This window comes from Rhodococcus erythropolis R138 (assembly GCF_000696675.2).
GTDB classification, from domain to species: Bacteria; Actinomycetota; Actinomycetes; order Mycobacteriales; family Mycobacteriaceae; genus Rhodococcus_F; species Rhodococcus_F erythropolis.
This window is the reverse complement of sequence record NZ_CP007255.1, coordinates 226,304-249,905: the sequence shown is the minus strand read 5'-3', so window position 1 is coordinate 249,905 and position 23,602 is coordinate 226,304. Positions and strand designations below refer to the sequence as shown.

Annotated in this window: 23 protein-coding genes; 16 read left to right on the top strand and 7 right to left on the bottom strand. The window is 62.5% G+C overall.

Features of this window, described 5'->3' with window-relative positions:
• Nucleotides 1–20 precede the first annotated feature (20 nt).
• Both H351_RS01145 and H351_RS01140 read right to left on the bottom strand, forming a co-directional pair.
• Nucleotides 21–1,322 (bottom strand): class I SAM-dependent methyltransferase, encoded by a 1,302-nt coding sequence (locus tag H351_RS01145; protein WP_029254291.1) that lies wholly within the window; start codon nt 1,320–1,322, stop codon nt 21–23.
• Nucleotides 1,319–2,722 carry an FAD-binding oxidoreductase gene (locus H351_RS01140; RefSeq protein WP_019746543.1) on the bottom strand — a complete coding sequence of 468 codons (1,404 nt, stop codon included), beginning with the start codon at nt 2,720–2,722 and terminating at the stop codon, nt 1,319–1,321. The genes H351_RS01145 and H351_RS01140 overlap by 4 nt, the downstream gene beginning before the upstream one ends.
• Nucleotides 2,723–3,060: 338 nt before the next feature.
• On the opposite strand from H351_RS01140, the gene H351_RS01135 reads away from it, so the two are divergent.
• A complete protein-coding gene (locus H351_RS01135; protein WP_019746544.1) occupies nt 3,061–3,495 on the top strand; it encodes an SRPBCC family protein in 435 nt (144 codons plus the stop codon).
• A gap of 54 nt (nt 3,496–3,549) precedes the next feature.
• Here H351_RS01135 and H351_RS01130 read toward each other — a convergent pair whose 3' ends face one another.
• The 3 genes from H351_RS01130 to H351_RS01120 form a co-directional block, all read right to left on the bottom strand.
• Complete coding sequence (locus tag H351_RS01130; RefSeq protein WP_029254292.1) at nt 3,550–5,061, bottom strand: alpha/beta hydrolase; 1,512 nt, start codon at nt 5,059–5,061, stop codon at nt 3,550–3,552.
• Nucleotides 5,061–5,357: a hypothetical protein gene (locus H351_RS01125; RefSeq protein WP_029254293.1), complete on the bottom strand. Its 297-nt coding sequence runs from the start codon at nt 5,355–5,357 to the stop codon at nt 5,061–5,063. Before H351_RS01125 ends, H351_RS01130 begins: the two co-directional genes overlap by 1 nt.
• Nucleotides 5,358–5,441: 84 nt before the next feature.
• Entirely contained in the window at nt 5,442–6,242 is an 801-nt protein-coding gene (locus tag H351_RS01120; protein ID WP_029254294.1) for an Rv3717 family N-acetylmuramoyl-L-alanine amidase, read from the bottom strand.
• 109 nt (nt 6,243–6,351) lie between these two features.
• Here H351_RS01120 and H351_RS01115 point away from each other — a divergent pair, with 109 nt between their 5' ends.
• The 4 genes from H351_RS01115 to H351_RS01100 all read left to right on the top strand — a co-directional run bounded on the left by H351_RS01115 (nt 6,352) and on the right by H351_RS01100 (nt 9,451).
• Complete coding sequence (locus H351_RS01115) at nt 6,352–6,690, top strand: YbaB/EbfC family nucleoid-associated protein (RefSeq protein WP_003943929.1); 339 nt, start codon at nt 6,352–6,354, stop codon at nt 6,688–6,690.
• Between the two features lie 12 nt (nt 6,691–6,702).
• Nucleotides 6,703–7,323 (top strand): recombination mediator RecR, encoded by a 621-nt coding sequence (gene recR, locus H351_RS01110; protein WP_003943917.1) that lies wholly within the window; start codon nt 6,703–6,705, stop codon nt 7,321–7,323.
• Nucleotides 7,323–7,892, top strand: a complete 570-nt coding sequence (locus tag H351_RS01105) for a TetR/AcrR family transcriptional regulator (protein WP_007731538.1) — start codon at nt 7,323–7,325, stop codon at nt 7,890–7,892. The genes recR and H351_RS01105 overlap by 1 nt, the downstream gene beginning before the upstream one ends.
• Nucleotides 7,893–7,978: 86 nt before the next feature.
• Nucleotides 7,979–9,451 (top strand): MFS transporter, encoded by a 1,473-nt coding sequence (locus tag H351_RS01100; protein ID WP_029254295.1) that lies wholly within the window; start codon nt 7,979–7,981, stop codon nt 9,449–9,451.
• Here the strand turns inward: H351_RS01100 and H351_RS01095 are convergent.
• A complete protein-coding gene (locus H351_RS01095; protein ID WP_182262141.1) occupies nt 9,438–10,151 on the bottom strand; it encodes a TetR/AcrR family transcriptional regulator in 714 nt (237 codons plus the stop codon). The two genes, H351_RS01100 and H351_RS01095, sit on opposite strands and share 14 nt — an antisense overlap.
• Nucleotides 10,152–10,216: 65 nt before the next feature.
• Between H351_RS01095 and H351_RS01090 the strand changes: the two genes are divergently transcribed.
• The 11 genes from H351_RS01090 to H351_RS01040 all read left to right on the top strand — a co-directional run bounded on the left by H351_RS01090 (nt 10,217) and on the right by H351_RS01040 (nt 21,852).
• Complete coding sequence (locus tag H351_RS01090; RefSeq protein ID WP_029254297.1) at nt 10,217–10,795, top strand: FAS1-like dehydratase domain-containing protein; 579 nt, start codon at nt 10,217–10,219, stop codon at nt 10,793–10,795.
• Entirely contained in the window at nt 10,792–11,220 is a 429-nt protein-coding gene (locus tag H351_RS01085) for a Zn-ribbon domain-containing OB-fold protein (RefSeq protein WP_003943933.1), read from the top strand. The genes H351_RS01090 and H351_RS01085 overlap by 4 nt, the downstream gene beginning before the upstream one ends.
• Nucleotides 11,217–11,630 carry a hotdog family protein gene (locus H351_RS01080; RefSeq protein WP_021332909.1) on the top strand — a complete coding sequence of 138 codons (414 nt, stop codon included), beginning with the start codon at nt 11,217–11,219 and terminating at the stop codon, nt 11,628–11,630. Before H351_RS01085 ends, H351_RS01080 begins: the two co-directional genes overlap by 4 nt.
• Nucleotides 11,627–12,808, top strand: a complete 1,182-nt coding sequence (locus H351_RS01075) for a lipid-transfer protein (protein WP_029254298.1) — start codon at nt 11,627–11,629, stop codon at nt 12,806–12,808. The genes H351_RS01080 and H351_RS01075 overlap by 4 nt, the downstream gene beginning before the upstream one ends.
• A gap of 32 nt (nt 12,809–12,840) precedes the next feature.
• Nucleotides 12,841–14,049: a DegT/DnrJ/EryC1/StrS family aminotransferase gene (locus H351_RS01070; protein WP_029254299.1), complete on the top strand. Its 1,209-nt coding sequence runs from the start codon at nt 12,841–12,843 to the stop codon at nt 14,047–14,049.
• Nucleotide 14,050: 1 nt separating this feature from the next.
• Complete coding sequence (locus H351_RS01065) at nt 14,051–14,905, top strand: SDR family NAD(P)-dependent oxidoreductase (protein ID WP_020905912.1); 855 nt, start codon at nt 14,051–14,053, stop codon at nt 14,903–14,905.
• On the top strand, nt 14,902–16,032 hold the full coding sequence (locus tag H351_RS01060) for a steroid 3-ketoacyl-CoA thiolase (RefSeq protein ID WP_029254300.1): 1,131 nt from the start codon (nt 14,902–14,904) through the stop codon (nt 16,030–16,032). Before H351_RS01065 ends, H351_RS01060 begins: the two co-directional genes overlap by 4 nt.
• A 27-nt stretch (nt 16,033–16,059) precedes the next feature.
• A complete protein-coding gene (locus H351_RS01055) occupies nt 16,060–18,270 on the top strand; it encodes an acyl-CoA dehydrogenase family protein (RefSeq protein ID WP_029254301.1) in 2,211 nt (736 codons plus the stop codon).
• A 17-nt stretch (nt 18,271–18,287) separates the two neighbouring features.
• Nucleotides 18,288–19,493 (top strand): acyl-CoA dehydrogenase family protein, encoded by a 1,206-nt coding sequence (locus tag H351_RS01050; protein WP_020905915.1) that lies wholly within the window; start codon nt 18,288–18,290, stop codon nt 19,491–19,493.
• A gap of 1 nt (nt 19,494) precedes the next feature.
• A complete protein-coding gene (locus H351_RS01045; RefSeq protein WP_029254302.1) occupies nt 19,495–20,622 on the top strand; it encodes an acyl-CoA dehydrogenase family protein in 1,128 nt (375 codons plus the stop codon).
• A 66-nt stretch (nt 20,623–20,688) separates the two neighbouring features.
• Nucleotides 20,689–21,852 (top strand): low temperature requirement protein A, encoded by a 1,164-nt coding sequence (locus H351_RS01040; protein WP_029254303.1) that lies wholly within the window; start codon nt 20,689–20,691, stop codon nt 21,850–21,852.
• 4 nt (nt 21,853–21,856) lie between these two features.
• Here the strand turns inward: H351_RS01040 and H351_RS01035 are convergent, their stop codons facing one another.
• Nucleotides 21,857–23,575: a vWA domain-containing protein gene (locus H351_RS01035; protein ID WP_051636444.1), complete on the bottom strand. Its 1,719-nt coding sequence runs from the start codon at nt 23,573–23,575 to the stop codon at nt 21,857–21,859.
• Nucleotides 23,576–23,602: the final 27 nt, after the last annotated feature.

Genomic DNA, 23,602 nt, shown 5'->3' with positions numbered 1-23,602 from the left:
GGCGCACAGGGGCTTTGCCCCTAGGCCTTCCACCACGGGCGAAGCGGCACATGCGCCTCGCCCTTGGGGTCGAGCTTGACGGCCAGAACCTGGTGCAGCTGAACGACGTTGCGCTCGAACCCGAGTCGTGAGCCGGCCATGTACAGGCCCCAGACGCGTGCGGTTCCCTCGCCGACCTCGGCGACGCAGGCGTCCCAGTTGTCGACGAGGTTCTGGCACCATCCGGCGAGCGTCAGTGCGTAGTGCTCGCGCAGGTTCTCCTCGTGGCGCACCTCGAGACCGACGTTCTGGATCTCGGAGATGATGCGACCCGAACCGGTGAGCTCCCCGTCGGGGAAGACGTACCGGTCGATGAATCCGCCTGCCTTGGCACTGCTTCGGTTGTCCGGACGGGTGATGCAGTGGTTGAGCAGACGCCCACCTTCACGCAGCTTGCCCTTGAGGAACTCGAAGTACGCCGGGTAGTTTCCGACGCCGATGTGCTCGGTCAGGCCGATGGAGGACACTGCGTCGAATCCGGTTTCGGCCACGTCGCGGTAGTCGGAGAAACGGACCTGGGCGAGATCGGCGAGGCCCTCGTCCTCGATGGCCTTCTGTGCCCAATCCGCTTGCTCGCGTGAGAGAGTCACGCCGATCACCTTGACGCCGCGTCGGGCCGCGTAGCGAACCATCGAGCCCCAGCCGCAACCGATGTCGAGAAGTCGATCACCCTTCTGGAGTCCGAGCTTCTCGAACACCAGGCGGTACTTGTTCTCCTGGGCTTCTTCGAGCGTCTGTTCCGCATTGTCGTAGGCGGCACAGGTGTACGTCATGGACGGGCCGAGGACGTACTCGTAGAAGGTGTTGGAGACGTCGTAATGGTGATGGATGACTTCGGCGTCACGAGTCTTGGAGTGACGCAGTCCTTCTGCGACGCGACGCCAGCGAGGAAGGTGTTCCTGGGGCGGCGGGGCGATGGGCCGCAACAGATCCCAGCCAAGTGAGCGGGTGATGCTGGCGAGTGTCAGTGCCGACGGGCGCTTGAGGTGGAGTTCGTCACCCATGATGCGCAGGATCTCGTACGGATCACCGGGGTGAACACCCTCGGCTTCGAGATCACCGGAGACGTACGCGCGGGCCATGCCGAGATCGCCGGGCGCCGTTGCGAGATAAGTGGTTCCGCGAGTCGACTTGAGGTGCAGTCCGTAGTCGGCGTCTTCGGGGCCGGCGGTGCTGCCGTCGTACGCGGTGAATCGAAGCGGCAGCATGCCGTCGGAAAGCGTCTCGAGAATCTCGGCAATAGAGAGCTTGTCCTGGCTTTTGGAGTCTTTGAACGTGGTCATTTACGTTGCACCGCCTTAGAGAATAGATCCAATAAACGGGATTTCGGGTCGTAGCGTTCCTTGAGTCCGATGTACCGGTCGCCGCCGTAGTACAGCTCCTCGAAGTCTTCCTTCGAGTAGTAGGAGTCGGAGTAGAGCGATTTGTGTCCGTCGAAATCGCTGACCTTTTCTTCGATCAGTCGATTTGCTGCCCCCTCGCGCTCGCCGGGAACGATCGGCACCGAAGACCAGAAGCCGATGTTGACGTAGGTGCGCTTGGGTTCGAGGGGATAGAGGGGCCACGGCCGAGAAGCTGAGGCAGCGGCCGGGCTGGGCTCACGAAGACGCAACGGGCACAACCACAGTGGTTCGATCGGAATTTCCTCGAGGAACCACGAGACGAAGTCCGCGGTTCGTTCGATGGGTACCTCGACGTCCTGGACGACGCGTTCGCGCGGGGGCTTGCCCTTGCGCTTTTCGAGGCGATCTCCGATGTCGTACTTGTGGTCGAGGGCGATCAGCTTCCAGTAGAAGCTGCTGCGCAGGTACTGCTTGGGCCAGAAGCGTCGAATCTTCGGGTTCTGTGCACCGAAAGCCCGTGAGCACCAGAACCAGTCGGTGTCCCAGCGCCACAGGTAGTCCCGAATGGTCAAGCGATCCGTCTTGGGCTGTGTGAGTGACGGATGCTGGATCGACCGGTAGAAGATGTCCTGGTCGGTGTAATCGCTGACCGGGCCTTCCTCGTCGGTTTGTACGCCGAGTGTGAGGTAGCTCTCGGAATCGGTGAAGACCACCCCGTCGAGATAGTCGACGGCGATACCGTCGTACTCGCGCTCGGTGACGATGCGATCCATCGTTTCTTCGAGCTTCTTCAACGAATCGAAGCGCACGTGACGCAGGGCGACGTACTTCTTGACGGGTTCGAGTGCGATCTTCAATCGCGTCGAATAGCCAAGTGTGCCGTAGGAATTGGGGAAACCGAAGAACAGTTCGGCGTGTTCGCCGTCCGGCGTTGCGGTGATGATCTCGCCGCTCCCGGTCAGTACGTCGATTTCGAGCACCGACTCGTGTGGCAGGCCGTTGCGGAACGAGGTGGACTCGATGCCCAGGCCCGTCACCGCACCGCCCAGGGTGATGGTCTTGAGTTGAGGTACGACCAGTGGCGCCAGACCGTAGGGCAGCGTCGCGTCGACGAGGTCTTCGTAGGTGCACATGCCGGCGACGTCGGCTGTGTGCGCCTGCGCATCGACGGCGATGACACCTGCCAGACCGCTGACGTCGAGGCCGGGGGCCGACGTCTTGGCGCGAGCGCGGAACAGATTGGATGTCTTCTTTGCCAGGCGTACAGAAGCATCGGCGGGAATGGCGCGGTATGACGCGAGTAGGCGTTCGACGCCTTCTCTGTGCTGCTCGAACCCCATTTCACGCGCAGCATCGGAACCCGGGCCTTGCTTTGTCCGGATTCGATCTAACTTCTGAACTACCCCATTGAACGAGAGAGTCACACCCTGACGCTATCGGTAGTTGCGTGTGCAAGCTATCCGGAGGGGTATTAATGCCCGAATTTGATCGAGTTGTTGCAATCGAACTCGGTAAATGCTCCGAGTGGTGAACCAGCTCACACGGAATGGGTAGATGGTCGAGATACCCGGGCGCAGCAGGCAGTATGGAAAGGAATATCTGCGCAGTTCGAGGTGCGGATTCGGGTAGTCATTCGCGGTATCGAGCCGCGTTGGTCGAGCAAGGAGACGTAGGGCATATGGGTCAGGTCAATGCAATGAGTTCGATAGTCGTCACAGCAGCACCCGACAAGGTGCTCGCGGCGCTCGCGGACTACGAGACGGTTCGCCCGCGAATCCTGTCCGAGCAGTACCTCGACTACAAGGTCGTCGAAGGCGGCCAGGGTGACGGCACCGTCGCGCAGTGGACGCTGAAGGCGACGGAAAAGCGCTCGCGCAACGTCAAGGCCACCGTGACGGTCGACGGCAACGTCATCACCGAGAAGGACGCGAACTCCAGTCTCGTCACCACCTGGACCGTTGCCCCCAACGGCACCGGAACAACGGTGACGACGCTCACCCAGTGGCAGGGTGCCACCGGTATCGGCGGATTCTTCGAGCGCACGTTCGCCCCGAAGGGTCTGCAGCGCATCCAGGCCCAGGTCCTGGACAACCTCAAGCGCGAACTCGTCTAACTGATCCTGCATCACCGAGATGGCGTCGTACCTTCACCGGTACGGCGCCTTCTTTCATGGGCCGGTAATGATCCGCCCCAATTCGGTGAGTGCGGGGTTTCCGCTTTCCCAGTAGTCGCTGTGAACTCCGAACCCAGGCTCCCCGGGTGATCCGGCGAATATCTGCGCGCCGAATTCCGGATCCGACGGGTCGAACCCGTGGAGTCCGAGGATCTTGGGGATCAATTGGACCGGATCCCAGAAGGCCGTCGTCGAATGAACATGGCGCGCCACCTCGTCCGAGTCGACGCCGTCCAGGCTCAGTTCGTTCACGCGCTCGACATCGACGCCCGGGCTTGCGACAAAAACCAGTTCGTCGACGTCGAGAGAAGCGCCACGGGTAGTCGCAGCACCGACGACGGTGCTGCCGTAGGAATGACCGATCACCACGTTGTGCGACGGCGGACCGTCATGTGCGGTTCGTAACCCGTCCTGGAAGCTGTCCAGCCTCGGCGCCGCGGAGTTGGCGTACCGATCCGAGGCTGCATCGGGAATACCTGGGGGAGCGTCGTATCCGGACCACAGGATCACCGATGTGGCTTCCGTTGGCGCCGCCGCGACCGCCGCGTCGTACATGGCCTTGGTTCGTTGCAGATCTCCGCCGACGCCCGACAGCCCGGAGCCGGTTCCGGGAACCAGTGTTGCGACGTTGTCGGCGGCATCGGGATTACCGACTGCCACTACGGCGTGCCCATCCGTGACCGAGAGAAGGAACGTGTCCGGTCGAAGTTCGCCGCGCACGGCCGTGTATCCGGCAGCTACCGTTCGATCCGGCAACTGCTCGAGCGCAGAGAGGTACCGCCGGTTGTAGTAGTCCCGGTCTAGAGCGGGAAGGCCGTCGCGGCTACCGATGGACGGATCCCACCTCGCCAACGCGTCTTTCTCGTTGGGAGTGAGCGATTCCCACAGTCGGTGTAGCTCCGTTGGTGTCCCGGGGAGTGTCGACCTCCCATCGATGATGTCGACGACAGTGCGGTTGAGGCGATCAGTCTGATTACCAAGGAGTGATCCGATCTCCCGGAATGCCTCACCCAGAGCAGTCGCGGCCCGGTTGTCTTCGTCGTCGAGTGCCGTCAATGCAGCGGAGATCTTTTGCTGAAAAATCTGTGCAGCCGTGGCATTTTCGGAATCTTGCATGACGTCGGCCAGATTCCAGGGCTGCTTCGTCTCAGGTGCCGATACAGCTCCACTGTCTGACACCGTCAAGCCGTGTTCGAGAGTCGCCTCCTCGACCAGGTCCAGAACTGATTTTCGCGCCGCACCGATCGTATTGGCCGCTCCGCCATACAGATCCGCAATTACGCGAACGGCAATCGACAGCCGCGACGAGGAAAGCGAGACGCCAGACCACTGCACTGCCGCCGCGCTCGACGCTTGTCCCTGCCAGAATTCGCGGACGCCGTCGATGCTGCGTCCGGCGTCATTGCCGAGAGCTTCGATCTGCCGGTCGATGTCGATCAGTTCCGAAGCGCTTGTGAGCAATTTCTCCGGTGACCACGTTCGAAGCTGAGAGACGGTGGGCTGCATCAGTAGGCTCCGCGCAGTTCGGACACCACTTCGCCCTCGGCAGCGTCGTACAGACGTGCTGCGGCAGCGGTTCCCGACGCCATGAGTCCCAATTGCGTAGCCAGGTGCCGGTACGCGTCGGCGATGACGCCGGCATTCCCAGTCGACACCGCCGCGACAGCGGACGAATTCAGGGCCGCCGTGGCTTCGAAAATCGGGCCGGCGGAATCGATCCCCGAGATCTGATCCGCAATTCGAGACAGATCAGCTGAAAGTTGCTGCAGAGCAGCGAAATCTACCTGAAGTATCGGCCCCATGGCAGAACCGTATCCAGGTGAGCTGGCTAGCGGGGCGGTGCCGACTTTCCTGTGGACAAGCGGAATTTCTCCACAGAAGCCAGGTCAGGGGGTTGTCAGGAAGGCCGTGACTCCGCTGGTGACGGCGGCTGCATACTCCTGCTGACCGTCCGGGCTGGTCATGCGCGCTGCCTCGTCGGCATTTCGCATGTTGCCGAGTTCGACCAGAATCGACGGCCGCTGCGACAGATTGAGACCCGTCAGATCGGCGCGTGGCGCCAACCCGCCGTCACCGATGTAGGTCGACGGGGTGAGCCCGGCGGTGACGAGTGAGTCGCGCATGGTTTCGGCAAAGGCGACGGACGGGCCGGCCTGCACCGTGTTCAGCGGGGGCGCGGAGTAGCAGACATGGAAGCCCTCGGCCCCCGCTGCTGCGCCGTCCGCGTGAATGCTCACCACTACGTCGGCGCCGGAGGAATTGGCAGCTTCGGCACGTGCGTCGACGCATGATCCGACGCTGACGTCATCGAGTCGACTCAGGACGACAGTTGCGCCTTGGCCTTCGAGCTCGCTCTTGACCAGGCTCGCGACTTCCCAGTTGAAGGTGTGCTCGGGGAACCCGGCATCGGTGTTGGTGCCGGTGGTCTGGCAGTTCTTGGTGCCGCCGCGGCCCGTGGGGACCTGGGTGTTGATGCTGTCGTCGTTCGCCCCGCTGTGCCCGGGATCGAGGAAGACGACCTTGCCGGTGAGCGCAGCGGGGACGTCAGCGGCGACAGTGCTCAGCGGAGACACCTCGACCGAAGTCGTGGCCTCGGCAGTCTCGATCGGAATCGTGCACGCAGCGCTCAGAAGCCCAGCCCCGACCACGGCGATCAGGGCAGTGGAGCGGAACACACGTGATGCCATGTTTGACCTACCTGACGGTTTTACGGTGTCTGACTGGTTCCGGCGCACCCGCTCACGGTAGCGCGCACCGACTACGCTGGTGGGGATAACTCTGTAGAAAGGACCGCTCGTGCAACCAGGTGGAGCACCCGACATGTCTGCTCTGTTGGCTCAGGCTCAGCAGATGCAGCAGCAATTGATGGCGGCGCAGCAGGAAATGGCTCAGGCCGAAGTGACCGGTCAGGCCGGTGGCGGACTGGTTGTCGCCACGGTCAAGGGCACCGGCGAGGTTGTCGGTCTGCAGATCGATCCCAAGGTCGTCGACCCCGAAGACGTCGAGACGCTGCAGGATCTGGTGATCGGCGCGATCGAGGACGCTTCGCGCAAAGCACAGGAAGTCGCTGCTGAGAAGCTCGGCCCGTTGGCCGGCGGACTCGGCGGAGGCCTTCCCGGTCTCCCCGGCTTCTAGAAACGAGAACGCGTGTACGAAGGTCCGGTTCAGGATCTGATCGACGAACTCGGGAAGCTTCCCGGAGTCGGGCCGAAGAGCGCTCAACGCATCGCTTTTCACCTGCTCTCCGTGGAGCCTCCCGAGATCGACCGTTTGAAAAATGCATTGCAGCGCATCCGTGACGGCGTTCAGTTCTGCACGGTGTGCGGAACTGTGTCCGATCAGGAGAAGTGCCGCATCTGCGCCGACGCACGTCGCGATCGCACGGTGATCTGCGTCGTGGAGGAACCGAAGGACGTCCAGGCCGTCGAACGCACCCGTGAGTTCAAGGGTCGCTACCACGTGCTCGGCGGTGCGCTCAATCCGCTCTCGGGGATCGGGCCTGACCAGTTGCGTATCCGGGAGTTGTTGGCTCGCATCGCAAATCAGGAGGACGGCGTCGACGTGTCCGAGGTCATCATCGCCACCGACCCCAACACGGAGGGTGAGGCGACAGCTACCTATCTCGTTCGCATGATGCGAGACATTCCGGGGCTGACGGTGTCTCGCTTGGCCTCGGGTCTTCCGATGGGTGGCGATCTCGAATTCGCAGACGAGTTGACGCTGGGTCGGGCACTGTCCGGCCGTCGTGAATTGTCGCGGAACGCTTGATGAGCGGCACGGAGCAAGGTCAGCAGGTGCGTCGTACGTCCGAGCAGACGCGTGCGCAGATCATCGCGTCGGCCGGGAAAGCATTCGCGACTCGGCCGTACCGCGAAATCACGCTCAAGGACATCGCCGAAGACGCAGGCGTCAGCGCTCCGCTGATCATCAAGTACTTCGGTTCCAAAGAGCAGTTGTACGACGAGTTGGTCGACTTCCGGGCAGCGGCGGTCACGGTCTTCGACGCCCCGAACGACTCGCTCGGCGAGCGCATGGTCTCGCTGTTCACCAAGCCGCTGGAGTCGTACAAGCCGCTGTCCATGAGCTTGTTGTTCATGAGTGGCGTCAGTGAAGAGAGCAACCGCAAGCTGCGCGAGAACTATTCGACGCAGATGATCGACACCCTCGCCGCTCGCCTGTCCGGCCCCGACGCGAGATTGCGCGCGGAACTGGCGATGTCGATGGTGGTCGGAGTGGCGATCATGCGCCGACGGATGATGGCCGGCCATGCCACCGGCACCCAGGACGAAGTGGTTGCGCTGTACGCACCACTTGTCCAAAAGCTACTCGACGGGTGAGCGGCATCACAATTCTTGCTTGGTAAATATCCGTTCACCTAATGTAGGTGAACGGATATTTACCTAGTGGGAACAGGCGGTGTGGGGTGACGACGCTCGACCGTCCGCCGGGCACGCCTGCAGCCACCACCCCCGACGCGAGTCCCGCGCAGCCGCGCTCCCGCTTTCTCTTCCCCATCGTTGTCGCCGCCGCCGTGTTCCAGGCTGTTCTGCAGACGGTCATCGTTCCACTGCTGCCGGAGTTGCCGCACTTCACCGGCGCTGGACGTACGGCGGTGTCCTGGCTGGTGACCGTCACGCTGCTGGTCGGCGCCGTCGTCACTCCCATCTTCGGCCGGCTCGCCGACATGTTCGGCAAGAAGAAGATGCTTCTGGTTGCCTTCTCGATGATGACTCTCGGCTCGATGTTGTGTGCGCTGTCGTCGGACATCGCTGTCCTCATCTTTGCGAGAGCGTTGCAGGGAGCTGGATCGGCGGTCATCCCCATCGGAATCTCCATGCTCCGTGACGAATTGCCACGCAACAAGGTCAACGGCGCAGTGGCCATGATGAGTTCGACGCTCGGCGTCGGAACCGCTTTGGGCATACCGTTTTCTGCGATGATCGCGCAGTACTCGAACTGGCACGTCCTGTTCTGGGTAACCACCGCCATCGGGCTGTCCGTGACGCTTGCTGCGGTGCTGTTCATTCGAGAGTCCGAGCCGAATCCGTCGGGAAGATTCGACGGCGTCGGGGCTGTCGGTCTGAGCGCCGCGATGATCGCTCTGCTCGTGCCGATCACTCAGGGGTCGAGTTGGGGATGGACCAGCGGAGCGGTGATCTCCATGCTGGCCGCGTCGGCGGTGCTGTTCACGCTCTGGGTAATTCAACAGCGGCGCAACGTCAATCCGCTGGTCGACGTCCGCGCTCTCGTGAAACGTGCGGTGTTGATCCCGCATCTGGCGGCTCTGCTCGTCGGGTTCGCATTTTTCGGGAACACACTGATCACTACACAACTGCTGCAGGGGATGAAGGGGCCGGGCGCCGGGTACGGCCTGTCGATCATCGCAGCAGCGCTCTGCCAAATTCCGGCGAGTATCGCGATGGTGCTGTTCTCACCGGTTGCGGTGCGGATCACCGACCGCTTCGGTTCACGGACCGCGATGTTGACCGGTGCCGTGTTCCTCGCCGGCGGGTACGGGATTCACGCCGTTGCCGGTAAGCCGCTGTGGGGAGTGGTTGCAGCACTGGGTATCACAGCAGTCGGGACCGCCATCGTCTACAGCACGCTCTCGCTGCTGATTCTGGTTGCCGTGCCCCGTCAGCGACTGGCTGCAGCCAACGGGGTGAACTCACTTCTGCGGACGTCCGGAAGCACGATCTGCAGCGCGACGGTGGCAACGATCCTCGCCGCGTTCGTGATCAGCGGTTCGGAACATTCCACGTCGTGGACCGGATTCTCCGTCGCCTACCTGGTGTGCGCGGGCTGCGCGGTGGTCGTATTCGCGGTGTCGATCCTGTTGCCGCAGGGGCGAACCCCGAAACATCTGGACCTGCCGGATCTCGTCAGGCGACCCTGAATCCCGAGAGGAAGAGTGTGATCATCAGATCCGCGAACTCTTCGGTGGTGTACTTCTGGCGGTCCGGCCAATGCGTGGTCGACCACAGGGTGTCGCGAACCGATCGATAGAAAATCTCGGGGGCCACGTCTCTGCGGAAGATTCCCTGATCGACGCCTTCGGCGATCGCTTTCATCCAGTGCTCGCGGACTTGGCGGGAAGGACCGTCGACGGATTGCAGGAGGTCGTTGTCGCGTAGATACGCCCGATCGTTCTGGTAGATCGCCGTCGGGTGCGGGTGCAGTTCGATGACGACCAGGGTCTCGCGGATCAGGCCGCGTAGGACGTCCTCGGGGTCGTTCGCCGTCTTCTCCACCTGATCGAAGCGGAGTTGAATGTCGGTGATGAAGCCGCGCATGAGCTCGGCGACTATCGCATTCTTCGACTTGAAGTAGTGGTAAAGGCTGCCCGAGAACACTCCAGCAGCGTCGCCGATCTCGCGAACGGTCGTGGTGGCGACACCCTTCCTGGCGAACAGCTCGGCTGAGCTCTCCAGGATCTTCTCCCGACGATCTGGTGATGCCACTGAAATCTCCACTGGTTGTCGGTCCTGCTCAGGGCAGGGTTTCGCGGGTGCCGGGCTGCCGGCGTCGAACGTAGCGCAATCCTGCCTGATGGCTCCGGCTCGAACCAATTCGTCGGTGAGATCGCGTGTTTCCACTTCCGGATTCCTATGCTAGCTTCAAAATCAAGCGCTTGCTCAACTTTCGTTCACGGAGGATTTCAGTGCAGAGCCTGCAGACGCAGTTTCCGAATTTCATCGGCGCAGAGGCCGAACCACCCCGCGTCGCCCGCTACGCCGTCAACGAGGCGATGATCCGCAACTGGGTCGAGGCACACGACGACCGCAACTCGATCTACGTCGACGCCGACGCTGCTCGCAGCACTGGCCGTCGAGACGTCGTCTGCCCACCCGCCATGATCTCGACCTGGGTGATGGCGGGCTACCGCCGCTATCGGCAGGTCCAACAACTTCGCGCCGACGGAGCCTCCGAGGATTTCGCCTATTCACGACTACTCGGGCTGTTGGACGAGGCCGGCTACACGTCCGTAGTCGCGACCAACGTCGAGCAGGAGTATTTCGCGGAGTTGAGTCCCGGAGACCACGTCACCGCATATTTCACCATCGAAGCGATCTCACCGTTCAAACAGACGGCTCTCGGTCACGGGTGCTTCATCACTCTGTTCAAGAAGTACGTGGACCAGGACGGAAAGACGCTGGTCGAAGAGCGCTTTCGACTGCTCAGATTCAAACCAGATACCCAGACAGATACCAAGCCCGAAGCCCAGGAGGTAATCGCATGAGCGAGACTGGCTCCCGCCACACCGCGGTGCCGAGACTCACCGTCACCGACGACAACGATTTCTTCTTCTCCGCGGCCAAAGAGGGTCGCCTCGAGATCCAACGGTGTGCGGATTGCAAGACACTGCGCCACCCGCCAGCGCCCGCCTGCCCGGAATGCCGCTCGTTCAGTTGGGACACAGTCGAATCCACGCGGCGATGCACGTTGCACAGCTTCACGGTCATTCATCACCCGAAGGATCCTGCCTTCGAGTACCCGCTCGCCGTCGGACTCGTCGATCTCGAAGAAGGGACGCGTCTGGTTGCCGACATCGCGGGCATCGATCACGAGGAACTCGAATTCGGTATGGAACTCGAAGTGGCGTTCTCCGAGCACGCCCACGGGGAGATGCTGCCGCAACTGAGGCGACGGGGATCGGCGCAATGACGAATCTTTTTGATTACGAGGTAGGTTCGGCCCTTCCCAGCCTCGAACTGCCGTTGGACCGAACGCTCATCGTCGCCACGGCGATCGCTTCTCAGGATTTCGAGGACGTGCATCACGATCCGGGCAAGGCGCAGGATCGCGGAACTCCCGACATCTTCATGAGCATCAACACCACCAACGGGCTCATCGACCGCTACATCACCGACTGGTCAGGCCCGGGATCGCGAATCGTCAAAACATCACTACGGCTTGGTGTTCCGAACTTTCCCGGAGACACCATGACATTGACCGGCAAGGTGATCGACTCCGACGGCCGGGCGCTCACCGTGACGGTTCTCGGCAAGAACGCTCGCGGAACGCACGTGACAGCCGACGTGACTCTCGAACCGGCGGAAAGGGTAATCGCATGACACGAGGATTTTCGAGGCAAGCCGCCATCGCCGGGATCGGCGCCACCGAGTTCTCCAAGAACTCCGGCCGCAGTGAATGGCAGTTGGCGTGCGAATCCGTGATCGCCGCGCTCGACGACGCTCACATCGAGGCAGAAGAGGTGAACGGATTTGCACTGTTCACCATGGAGAACAATCCCGAGATTGCGGTCGCACGCGCTCTCGGGATCCCGGAACTGACGTTCTTCAGTCGTATTCCCCACGGCGGCGGCGGCGCCTGCGCACCGGTTCAACAAGCCGCGCTTGCCGTCGCCAGTGGTGTCGCCGACGTCGTGGTCGTCTACCGTGCCTTCAACGAAAGATCAGGTCACCGATTCGGCGCCGGGCCACCACCCTTTGCGTACAACGCGTCGACGGACCAGGAGTATCGGAACTGGATCAACCCGTACGGGCTTCTGACGCCGGCGCAGCAGGAAGCCTTCCTCGCCAAGCTCTACATGCACAAGTACGGGGCAACCAGCGCCGACTTCGGTCAGATCTCGGTTCTCTCACGCAAGCATGCCGCGAACAACCCCAAGGCCTGGTTCTACGAACGCCCGATCACCATCGAGGACCATCAGAACTCACGCATGATCGCCGACCCCATCCGCCTGCTCGACTGCTGCCAGGAAAGTGACGGTGGACAGGCGCTGGTCATCGTCAGCGCGGAGCGCGCCCGCGACCTGCCGCACAAACCTGCGATCATCAGCGGTGCTGCGCAAGGCGTAGGTCCACAACAGATTTCGATGAGCAGCTACTACCGCGACGACATCGACAGCATGCCGGAAGTCGAACTCGTGGCGCGCCAACTGTGGGACCAGGCCGGTATCGGCCCGGACGACATCGATGCCGCAATTCTCTACGACGCCTTCACCCCGATGGTTCTGCTTCAACTCGAGGAGTACGGATTCTGCGGTCGAGGCGAGGCAAAAGACTTCATCGCCGACGGCAATCTCGAGCTGGACGGTCGCCTGCCGATCAACACCCATGGCGGTCAACTCGGTGAGGGATACATCCACGGCGTCAACGGTATTGCCGAAGGTGTTCGCCTGATCCGCGGTACCTCCACCAATCAACCCACCAAAACTCTGGACAACGTGCTCGTGACCGGCGGCTCTCCCGTCCCACACAGTGCGCTCGTCCTCTCGGCAGATCGCTGAATCTGCCGCCAATTCGAGAAAGCAGGAACCAGATGAGTGAGCGGATCACCTACGCCAGGGCTACACACGGCGAGGAAGAAATACAGGCGGTTGTCGACGTCTTGCGCAGCGGGCATCAAGGATTGCGCATCGGCAAGAACGTCTTCGAGATGGAAGAACGTATCGCGGCCTTGGCAGGCAAGAAGTTCGGCGTCATGTGCAACTCGGGATCCTCGGGTTTGTACTTGGCAGTCGAGCTGCTCGGACTGCCTGCGGGAAGCGAGATCATCACGTCGCCGTTGACGTTCTCCACCGATATCGCACCGATCGTGCGTGCCGGTCTGGTGCCGGTGTTCGTGGACGTGGAACCCAACACGTTCAACGTCGACGTCACCAAGATCGAGGCAATGGTCACCGAAAAGACCGGTGCCATCCTGATGCCGAACCTCGCCGGCAACTGCCCGGACTGGGACGTCATTCGTGATATCGCTGATCGCCATGGACTCAAGGTGATCGAGGATTCGTGTGACGCGATCGGCGCCACGCTCCGCGGTACTCCCACCGGCTCCCGGGCGGACATCGTCGTCACCAGTTTCTCGATGGCACACATCATCACGTGCGCGGGAACCGGTGGAATGGTGTGCGTCGACGACGAAGCCAGCCGCGACAAGGCTTTGCTGCTTCGCCGCTGGGGCCGTCGCAGCGAGCCGAACCTGTTCGGTAGCAACAAATCCGGCCGAGTCTTCCGTGAAGAACTCGACGGCGTCGACTACGACAACGACTTCATCTTCGAGCTCATGTCATGGAACTTCGAGCCCTCCGAACTCGGCGCAGCCTACGGCGTCGTGCAGCTCGACAAGCTGGAAGAGAACTACAAGACGCGTAAGGCAACGTTTGCGGCCTTCACGGCGGCATACGGCGCCCATCCTGAATTCTTCACGACGCCGGTAGAACTCGACGGTCTCGATACGGCGTGGCTGTGTTACCCGGTGATGATCAACGAGAACGCCCCCTTCACGCGCAGCGACCTGCAGGAAGCCATCGAGGCCGACGGTATCGACACACGAACTGTGTGGAGCGGCAACGTCACTCGTCACCCGATGATGAACAACATCGAGTTCCGTCAGCCGGTCGAAGGATTGCCGGAAGCCGACGCGGTTTTCGCCCGAGGAATGACACTCGGCATGAGTCACGGCCTGCATGAAGACGAAGTTGCCCGGATCGCGGAGAGCATCAATCGCTTCGCCTCGAAGTTCAAATAGCATGACGAGGCGCTTTGACGGCCGCCGAGCGCTTGTCACCGGTTCCAGTCGCGGAATCGGTGCGGGCGTCGCAGAGCGACTGGCCGCTGAGGGTGCCGACGTCGCCCTCGTGGCTCGGACGCTCGGCACGCATGCAACCCTGCCGGGCAGTCTCGAAGAGACTGCGGCTCGAATTGCCAAGTACGGAACCAAAGTCGAGATAGTTGTCGCAGATCTGACGGACGAGCAGCAGCGCGACACCGTTGTGCCGCTGGCGATCGAGAAGCTTGGCGGGACGATCGACATCCTGGTGAACAACGCGGCAGCGGCGATCTATCAGCCGCTGTCGGATTACCCACTGCGGCGACGACGTTTGATGTTCGAGGCAAATGTCCATGCACCGCTCGATCTGATGCAAGCCGTGGTGCCGGGGATGGTGGCAAACGGATACGGCTGGATCGTGAACGTGTCCAGTGGCACCGTCAAACCGTGGCATGGCCCGCCGTTCACGTGGGTCGAACCGGGAACTGCCATGACCGTGTACGGCGCCTCCAAAGCAGCGCTCAACAGGATGAGCAACGGCATGGGCGTGGAACTCTACGGCCAGGGGGTTCGCGTCAACACGGTTCAACCGCGGGCAGCGGTGCTCAGTGAGGGCGCCAGAGTCCTGGTCGGTGAGACTATCCGGCCGGATCAGGTCGAATCTATGGAAGAAATGGTGGAAGCGGTCACAGCGCTGTGTGATTGCGACACCGAGTTCACCGCGCGCTCGAGCGTCAGCTTGGACCTGATCGACGAGTGGTCCCTGACCGTACGCGGTCTGGACGGCGCAGCATTACCGGAGAACCCGGCACTACGAACCGAGGAGTTGGCATGAAGCCCGTCATCGTGGACGCAGCACGAACGCCGTTCGGCAAGCGTGAGGGTTGGCTGTCCGGAGTCCACGCGGCGGAACTGTTGGGTTATGCGCAGAAAGGTGTGCTGGATCGGGTTGGCGTGGATCCTGACGCGGTCGACCAGGTCATCGGCGGCTGCGTGACGCCTCTCGGTGAGCAGTTCGGAAACATCGTGCGTACGTCCTGGATGCATGCGGGCCTTCCGTTGAAAGCGGGTTGCACCACGATCGACGCGCAGTGCGGCACAGCGCAGCAATCGGTGCAGTTGATCGCCGGGCAGATTGCCATCGGTGCAGTCGACGTGGGTGTGGCGTGCGGTGTCGAGTTGATGTCCCGCGCTCCGTTGACGTACAAGGTGGGTACCGGTCTGGGAACGCCGCGTCCGGAGTCGTGGTCACTCGATACCGTCGACCAGTACACCGCGGCCGATCGGATTGCTGTCAAACGCGGTTTCAGCCGCGAGGATCTCGACGCCTTCGGGCTGCGCTCGCAGCAGCGGGCGGCGGCGGCGTGGGAGGCAGGACGCTTCGACTCGCACATCATCGATGTGGTCGCTCCGGGCTCTGACGTTCCGGTTCATCGGGATCAGGGTCTGCGCGAATCGAGTCTCGAAGGGCTCGCGAAGCTGCGCACCGTTCAAGAGGGCGGATTGCACACCGCTGGAACGTCTTCGCAGGTCTCGGACGGTGCGAGTGCCGCTCTGCTGATGTCCGAGGATCGAGCCAAGGGCCTCGGCGTGCGGCCGCGCGCAAAGATACTGGCGCAGTGCGTCATCGGCGGTGACACCGAGTTCATGCTCGACGGTCCCGTCGACGCGGCAAACATCGTGCTCGGACGCACCGGGCTGACAATCGACGACATCGATCTGTTCGAGGTCAACGAGGCATTTGCTTCGGTACCGATGTCGTTCGCGCAGGTTCACGGCGTCGATCCCGAATTGCTGAACGTCAACGGTGGTGCAATCGCACTGGGCCACCCGGCCGGTGCAACCGGAATCAGACTGTTGGCCAATGTCATCGACGAACTGGAACGCCGGAACAAGTCTATCGCACTGATCGCGATCTGCGCGTCCGCCGCAACCACCTGCCTGATTCTCGAATGCATCTGACAAGAACCGAAGATTGAGGAACCTGCCATGGCACTACCCCTGCTCGAAGATCACCGTGACCTGGCGGAAGCGGTAGCCGCATTCGCGAACCGCTTCGGTGGAATCGCCGATACCCGGAGCAACGTCAAGAGGTACGCCGCCGGTGATCGGCCGGACTCGTGGGATGGGTTGGTCCGTCAGGGCCTGCACGCAGTGCACCTGCCGGAGCAGTACGGCGGTGACGGGGCGGGTCTTGCCGAACTTGCAGTGGTAGTCGAGCAATTGGGTGATGCGCTCTATCCGGGACCGTACGTTCCGACGGTCATCGCGAGCGGCATTCTCGCAACAGCTGCGGGCCCGGCTGCGGAAACAATGCTGACCGAATTGGCCGCCGGTGCAACCGGAGCAGTCTGCACCGGAACGAGATTGCGCGCGGCTCGCAGCGACGCTGGGTGGACAGTGAGCGGTTCTGCCGACCCAGCTCTAGGTCTGCCCGGAGCTGATGTCGTTCTCGTGCGGGCGAACAGCGAAGACGGCGAGTTGTGGTTCCGGCTCGAACCGTCGACTTCCGCTGCGGTGGTGATCGAAGACGGGGTGGATCTGACACGGTCGATCGGAACACTGACGTTGACCGATCACCAGGTCGAGGCTGGGCTGATCGTCGACGGCCTCCAGGCGCACCGAGTCGAACTGATCGTCAACACGGTGTTGGCTGCGGAGGCGAGCGGTATCGCCGGGTGGGCGCTACGGACCGCAGTCGACTATGTGAAGTCCCGGCAGCAGTTCGGCCGTCCGGTCGGAAGCTTCCAGGCAGTTCAGCACAAGGCGGCCATGATGTTGGTCCGCTCCGAGATTGCCTGTGCCGCAGCGTGGGACGCCGCTCGATCCGAAGAGCACGACGAGGATCAGCAGAAACTTGTCTCGGCTCAAGCTGCGTTGGCCGCTTTGCCCGTCGGCATCGAGAACGCCCTCGAATGTGTAACTTTGCTCGGCGGAATCGGATTCACTTGGGAGCATGACGCGCATCTGTACTGGCGCCGGGCGATCAGTATCGCGGCAGTGGCGGGTTCCGAGGTGAAGTGGGCACACACATTGGGAGACCGGTCCGCCGATTCGGAAAGGGATTTCTCCTTTGTCGACCCGGAAATGCTGCCGGAGTTACGAGAGCAGGTTCGGAGGGTTCTGGACGAGGTTGCGCTGCTGCCTGACGACGGAACCACCAGCGCGAGTTGGGCGCCGGCCAAGGGGAGCGCTCGACGCGCCCGATTTGCCGACGCCAAACTGGTTGCCCCGCACTATCGGGCGCCGTACGGGCTGGGAGCGGGACCGAGGGAACAGGCCGTCATCGCACATGAATTCGCGATGCGAGGTTGGGCTCAACCGTCCACGGTGATCGGGGAATGGGTGCTGCCCACGATTCTCGAACACGGCAACGCCGAGCAGCAGGACAGGTTCGTCGAGCCTTCGCTGCGTGCCGACATCATCTGGTGCCAGCTGTTCAGTGAGCCGGGCGCGGGATCAGACCTGGCCGGTCTGAGCACGAAAGCGCGCAAGGTCGACGGTGGCTGGGTCCTGTCAGGTCAGAAAGTGTGGAACTCGGGTGCGCACGAGGCAGATTGGGGAGTATGCCTGGCGCGTTCCGACGCGGACGCTCCGAAACATCGTGGGCTGTCGTACTTCCTGGTCGACATGACCTCGAAGGGCGTCGACGTACGTCCGCTGAAGCAAGCCACCGGCAAGTCGGAATTCAACGAGGTATTCCTCGACGAGGTCTTCGTCCCGGACGACTGCCTGGTGGCCGAACCTGGGCAAGGGTGGAAACTGGCTGCGACAACGCTGTCCAACGAACGCTTGAGCATGGGCAGCACGCTGCACCACGGTTCGAGTCGGTTGTTCCGTCAGGTGATTGCCGACGCGAGCCACGACTGCCCCCGCGAAGATGCAGTGGAAGGCCTCGGCCGCAGTATCTCTCGTGAGTTGGCACTGTCCGCGATGAATCTGCGCGGAGTGTCGGCGCGACTGGCGGGTCAGGAACCGGGCGCCGAGATCAGCGTGTCGAAGGTGTACAACGCCCTGGCGCAGCGCGAGGGCTCGCGGGACCTGTTGCGACTGCTCGGACCGCGCGCCGCAGTTGTCGACCCGTCGGCGAATTACGCGATAGACCACATCGGACTTCCCTCGATTCTGTTCGGCGGCGGAACCGTCGAAATCCAACTCAACGTCATCGCGCAGCGCGTACTCGGCCTGCCGCGTTCGTAGATCTTAGGAGCTTCACCATGTACTTGGATTTGTCGGAGGAGTCGAAGACTCTGCGCAAGGAATTGCGCGCATACTTCGCAGAGATCATCAACGACGAAGACCGCCGTGCTCTCGTGGATCAGACCGAAGGCGGCCCCGTCTTCGATCGCATCCTGCGCCGGATGGGTAAAGACGGTTGGCTGGGCTTGGGGTGGCCGGAGGAATTCGGCGGTCGGGGTGAGAACCCCGAAGCTCTGTATGTGTTCTACGACGAAGTGATTCGCGCGAATGCGCCGCTGTCACTGGTCACGCTGAACACCGTCGGACCCGCTCTGATCAAGCACGGGACGCAAGCTCAGAAGGACTTCTTCCTGCGTCCGATCCTGGCGGGTGAATTGATCTTTGCCATCGGCTACACCGAACCCAATGCGGGCACCGATCTCGCGGCACTCGAAACACGCGCCCGCATCGAGGGCGACGAGCTTGTCATCAACGGCAACAAGATCTTCACCAGTGCGGGTGTGTTTGCCGACTGGGTCTGGCTTGCCGTTCGCACCGATCCTGACGCGCCGACGCATCAGGGCATTTCCGTGGTCTTGGTACCGACCAATTCGCCGGGGTTCTCGGTCACCGAAATTCACACCGTGGGCGGAATCAGCACTTCGGCAACCTATTACGAAGATGTTCGGGTGCCGATCAGCAATGTCGTCGGTGAGCTCAATCAGGGGTGGAAGCTCATCACCAACCAGCTCAACCACGAACGTGTTGCCCTGGCAGCACGCGGTGGCATCGCCAACGAGCTCTTCGCCGAGGTGGTCGAGTGGGCAAAGACGGAACCCGCCGGTGACGGCCACGTCTACGACATCGGCTGGGTACGTGAGAAATTGGCGGAAGTCTACGCGCTGCTCAGCGCCGCCGACCTGATGAACCTGCGACTGGTGGCGGACGTCGCCGCCAACACCTTGGGCGGCGGGGATTCGGCCGCGGCCAAGATCTTCGGTACCGAAGCCGTCGTCAGTGCGTACGGCATGCTGCAGGAAGTGCTGGGTGCCAAGGGCTTACTGCGCCCCGGTACACCCGGAGCGGTACTGGAAGGGCGGGTCGAGAACCTGGGTCGGCGCGCCCAGAACAACACCTTCGGTGGTGGTACCAACGAAGTGATGCGTGAAATTGTCGCCGCAAAATGCCTGGGCATGGCGCTTGCTGCGCGTCGCCGGCCCGCTGCACAGAACGAAAAGAGCTGACATGGAATTCGAATTCGACGACAACTTGTCCGCCGTGCGGGATCTGAGTGAATCGATCTTCTCGGCGAAGTCCGGAGTGGACCGACTGCGGGAAGTGGAGAGCACCAGCGGTTTCGACGCCGAACTGTGGAAGCTCCTCGCCGACTCCGACGTTCTGGGAATCGCTCTGCCGGAAGAGGTCGGGGGAGCAGGACTCGGAATGCTCGGCCTGGCCGCGGTGCTCGAACAACAGGGCCGCCGGGTCGCCCAGGTGCCGCTCTGGTCGGTGATTTCCACGGCGGCGCTGCCGATTTCCGAGTTCGGCAGCACGGAGCAGAAAGCGTCGTGGCTTCCGGGACTGCTCGACGGCTCGGTGATCGTCACCGGCACATTCGACACCGGCTACAACGCCGAGACGGCGGTTCGCGCCGAGCCGGCGCCTGACGGTTGGGTTCTGTCAGGCCACGTCGACTCCGTGCCTGCCGCGGAGTTCGCGGCCGCGCTGGTCGTTCCGGTGACGATGCCGGACGGCAGTGTCAGCGTCATGATCGTGCCCACGGACCGGGACGCGCTGGTGCGTACACCGCTTGCGGTGACGAACCGCGAGAGCAACAGTTCTGTGCAGTTCGACGGGGTTGCGGTTACTGCAGCTGACGCACTTCCCGCAGACGGCGCGGTGGTTCGAGACTGGACGTTGCGGCGTGCACGGGTGGCTCTCGCGGCCCTGGCTACCGGCGTCTGCGAGGAAGCGCTGGGGATGACGGCGAAATACACCTCCGAGCGAGTGCAATTCGGTCGTCCACTCTCGACCAACCAGGCAGTTGCCGTCCGGGCCGCCGACGCGTACCTCGACACCGAGAGCACAAGGTTGACCACGCACCGCGCTGCCTGGCTGATGGACAGCGGAGTCGAGAGTGAAGCGGAAGCAGCGGCGCTGGTCGCCAAATGGTGGGCGTCGCGCGGCGGCCTGCGTGTGGTGCACGCGACCCAGCACCTGCACGGCGGAATCGGAGCGGATGTCGACTATCCGATTCACCGCTATTTCCTGTGGGGACGGCAGATCGCCTTCACCTTGGGGAGCGCGGGGGCGATAGGCGCCGAACTCGCCGATCAGTTGGAAATCCGAGCCCAGATCGGGGCGTCGGCGTGAATATCTGAGACGACAGGTTGCAGTCACGGGCAGCGCGTCGGCAATCATCGCGCTACTCTGCCCTTCGTGAATCGCACCAGTTCGTTCATCCGGCCGTTGGTTCCGCGGGATCCGCACGAGCCGCATCGGGTGGCGACGCCGCTCGAGCTGCTCACCGACCTCTGCTTCGTCGTGGCGGTCGCTCAAGCGGCCACCGGTCTGCACCACGCGATCAGCGAAGGGCACGCGGCTTCGGGCGTCGGGCACTTCGCGATGGCATTCTTCGCGATCTGGTGGACGTGGCTGAACTTCACGTGGTTCACCTCGGCGTACGACAACGACGACGGAATCGCCCGGCTGCTGACCATCTTCCAGATCCTCGGATCGCTGGTCCTTGCAGCCGGCATCGTCCGCTTCTTCAACGACGACGCCCTGCTCATCATCGTCGGCTACGTCATCATGCGAATAGCCCTGGTCATCCAATGGCTCAGGGTGTCGCGGAACGACCCCGAACATGCGCTCACGGCTCGTCGATACGCTCTCGGAATCGTGTTGGTCCAGATCGGTTGGATCGGTTTCTACTTCGTTCCATCCGCCATTTACGTCCCGACGTTCCTGGTGTTGGTTCTGTGCGAATTCGCGGTACCGATCTGGTCGGAGAAGCCGGGCATGACGCCGTGGCACCCGCATCACATCGCGGAGCGGTACTCGTTGTTCTTCATCATCGTTCTGGGCGAGACGATCCTCTCGACAACCATCGCGATTCAGGACGCGGTCGACGGTGAGCATCCGGCAGCGCAGGTTACCTACGTCGTGATCGGCGGCATTCTGATTGTCTTCAGCCTGTGGTGGCTCTACTTCCAACGCAATGCAGGCGAAGTGATCGGCGGTGACAACGTCTCACCCTTCGTCTGGGGGTTCGGTCACTACTTCATCTTCGCCGCCGCTGCCGCCATCGGTGCGGGGTTGGCTTCGCGCGTCGACTTCTGGACTCATCACGGTGACGGCAGCGCGTTGGTGACGGGTGCTGCCGTCACCGTTCCGGTCGCGGTCATCCTTGCCGCCCTGTGGTTCATCCACATTCGACTACATGACTCCTCGGTACGCACCCTCATGCCATTCTCGGTCGCGATCGTCGTCGTGCTCGGTGGTACCTACACCGCGGTGCCCGAACTGGTCGCGGGACTGGCCTGCGCCGCGCTGTTGGCCGTGGAACTGATTCTGACCGAGGGGAAATCCGAAACCGTCTGAGCGCTCATTCGGCGGCAAGGAATATCGCCTTGGTGACGGCGACGGTCTCCAGCGGTCCCTTCGACGGTCCGACCAGCACGGTCCACCGATCTTCGGCACGATCGATCGGATAGGTGCTTTCGGCCCATACGATGGGTGTATCCGTCCCTTGCCCTCGGCAGGAGTAGGCGCCCGCCAGACGGGGGTCGGATTCGGCAGAGGGCCACGAACCGCCGTGCCGGACGCGGCAGAGAAGGCCGTTCTCGAGTTCGAGCCCGAAGGGAGTCGGACCGGCGGGCGGCGGATAGGCCTCGACGCCGTCCACGCCTCGAGCGGTGATCAGTTCTGTTCCCCAGGGAAATTGCAGGCAGAGAATCGAATCGGGCTCCGGGCCGACCCAACACGCGTCCGCCCCGTCTGTGGTGCTTCCGCAGGTGATGACTCCCGGCGTGACGGCCGACTGAGATGCTCCGTAGCACTCGCTGATCTTCATGGCCGGTGTCTTGACACTCCAACCGGATTTGGGTTTGCCGGAACCGTCGACGGCAACAAGATTCACGATCTCGGTGGGTGTACCGCCCGCTGACGATCCCGCAGTCGCGGGCAAGCACCGGCAGAGGACTATGCGGGTGATAGTTCCCTCATCCGCTTTCTTGCCTTCGGGTGTGAAGGTGATGCGATACCCGGTTCCTGCTTCGGAGTCGGCCGGAAAGACTGCAACCGATTCGCCGTCGGAATTGGTTGTGGCAGTGAAGGGACCGTACAGTTCGGCGGCGCGCTGCATCTTCTGGCCGACGGCCAGTCCGTCCAGTGTGACAGCACCGGTCCGGGGTGCAATTTCGACGAGAACGCCATCGGTAAAGTTCAATTCGCAGTCTTGCCATTCGACCACCACCGTTCCGGTCTTCGATACCGACGCCAGATCGCCGGCCGCTTTCCGTGCGTCCTCCACCGTCATGCCGATCCGAAGGTCACGGAAGCCGCTGGTGGAGAGTCGCTCCCGTGCGGATTCGGGATTCGAGGCAACCGCCAGCCGTGCGGTGAGTTGCGCTGCGTTGGCGGCGTCGATCGCCATGCCCCCGGTCGCGTCGGCGATGCACTTCAACTGGCCGGACGCAGCGGCGTCGAGCTTGAATCCGATTGTGTGGATAGTCAGGTCAGGATCGTGAGGTATCGCTTCCGTGGACTCACATGGAGGTTCGGTTGAGCAGGTGTCCTCTCCGTCGGAGACGAGGATGATCGTGCGCTCGCCATCGGTCGGGAGTGCGGCGGCGGCTTGTTGAAGCGCAGCCATGATCGGCGTGTATCCCGACGCGGACAACCCGTCGATTCCCGCTGCGAATGCATTTCGATCGAGCGGTCCGAGTGGCACGACGGTCTTGATGTCGCGGCAACCCGCGTCCTTCTCGGCGTCGCTGCTACCTGTGGCGGTGCCGTACGCGATCAGACCGAGCGCTGTGTCGTCTGGAAGACCACTGACAAGAGTGTGAATCGCGTTCTTGGCGGCATCGATTCGAGGACCGGGAGCGTCGTCCTGCTTCATCGACCCCGAGGCGTCCAGGACGATGATGCTAGGCGCCGTTGCGCTCGCCTCTGAAACCGGATCAGCAGTGACACTTGCCTGCTGGGGCCCGCCTACTTCCTGGGTCCCACCTGCTTCTTTGGGCCCGCCACTGCCCTGCGTCGAACACCCGACGGCAATGATCGCAGTCGCCGCAATACAGATCGCCACACGAAGACGCATGGAATGAGGCTACGAGGTGCCGCCGCC

Bases quoted from the DNA above. Each gene is read 5' to 3' on its own strand.
- H351_RS01145 (WP_029254291.1), bottom strand. From the start codon at position 1,322: ATGACCACGTTCAAAGACTCCAAAAGCCAGGACAAGCTCTCTATTGCC.
- H351_RS01140 (WP_019746543.1), bottom strand. From the start codon at position 2,722: ATGGGGTTCGAGCAGCACAGAGAAGGCGTCGAACGCCTACTCGCGTCA.
- H351_RS01135 (WP_019746544.1), top strand. From the start codon at position 3,061: ATGGGTCAGGTCAATGCAATGAGTTCGATAGTCGTCACAGCAGCACCC.
- H351_RS01130 (WP_029254292.1), bottom strand. From the start codon at position 5,061: ATGCAGCCCACCGTCTCTCAGCTTCGAACGTGGTCACCGGAGAAATTG.
- H351_RS01125 (WP_029254293.1), bottom strand. From the start codon at position 5,357: ATGGGGCCGATACTTCAGGTAGATTTCGCTGCTCTGCAGCAACTTTCA.
- H351_RS01120 (WP_029254294.1), bottom strand. From the start codon at position 6,242: ATGGCATCACGTGTGTTCCGCTCCACTGCCCTGATCGCCGTGGTCGGG.
- H351_RS01105 (WP_007731538.1), top strand. From the start codon at position 7,323: ATGAGCGGCACGGAGCAAGGTCAGCAGGTGCGTCGTACGTCCGAGCAG.
- H351_RS01085 (WP_003943933.1), top strand. From the start codon at position 10,792: ATGAGCGAGACTGGCTCCCGCCACACCGCGGTGCCGAGACTCACCGTC.
- H351_RS01080 (WP_021332909.1), top strand. From the start codon at position 11,217: ATGACGAATCTTTTTGATTACGAGGTAGGTTCGGCCCTTCCCAGCCTC.
- H351_RS01075 (WP_029254298.1), top strand. From the start codon at position 11,627: ATGACACGAGGATTTTCGAGGCAAGCCGCCATCGCCGGGATCGGCGCC.
- H351_RS01070 (WP_029254299.1), top strand. From the start codon at position 12,841: ATGAGTGAGCGGATCACCTACGCCAGGGCTACACACGGCGAGGAAGAA.
- H351_RS01065 (WP_020905912.1), top strand. From the start codon at position 14,051: ATGACGAGGCGCTTTGACGGCCGCCGAGCGCTTGTCACCGGTTCCAGT.
- H351_RS01060 (WP_029254300.1), top strand. From the start codon at position 14,902: ATGAAGCCCGTCATCGTGGACGCAGCACGAACGCCGTTCGGCAAGCGT.
- H351_RS01055 (WP_029254301.1), top strand. From the start codon at position 16,060: ATGGCACTACCCCTGCTCGAAGATCACCGTGACCTGGCGGAAGCGGTA.
- H351_RS01050 (WP_020905915.1), top strand. From the start codon at position 18,288: ATGTACTTGGATTTGTCGGAGGAGTCGAAGACTCTGCGCAAGGAATTG.
- H351_RS01045 (WP_029254302.1), top strand. From the start codon at position 19,495: ATGGAATTCGAATTCGACGACAACTTGTCCGCCGTGCGGGATCTGAGT.
- H351_RS01035 (WP_051636444.1), bottom strand. From the start codon at position 23,575: ATGCGTCTTCGTGTGGCGATCTGTATTGCGGCGACTGCGATCATTGCC.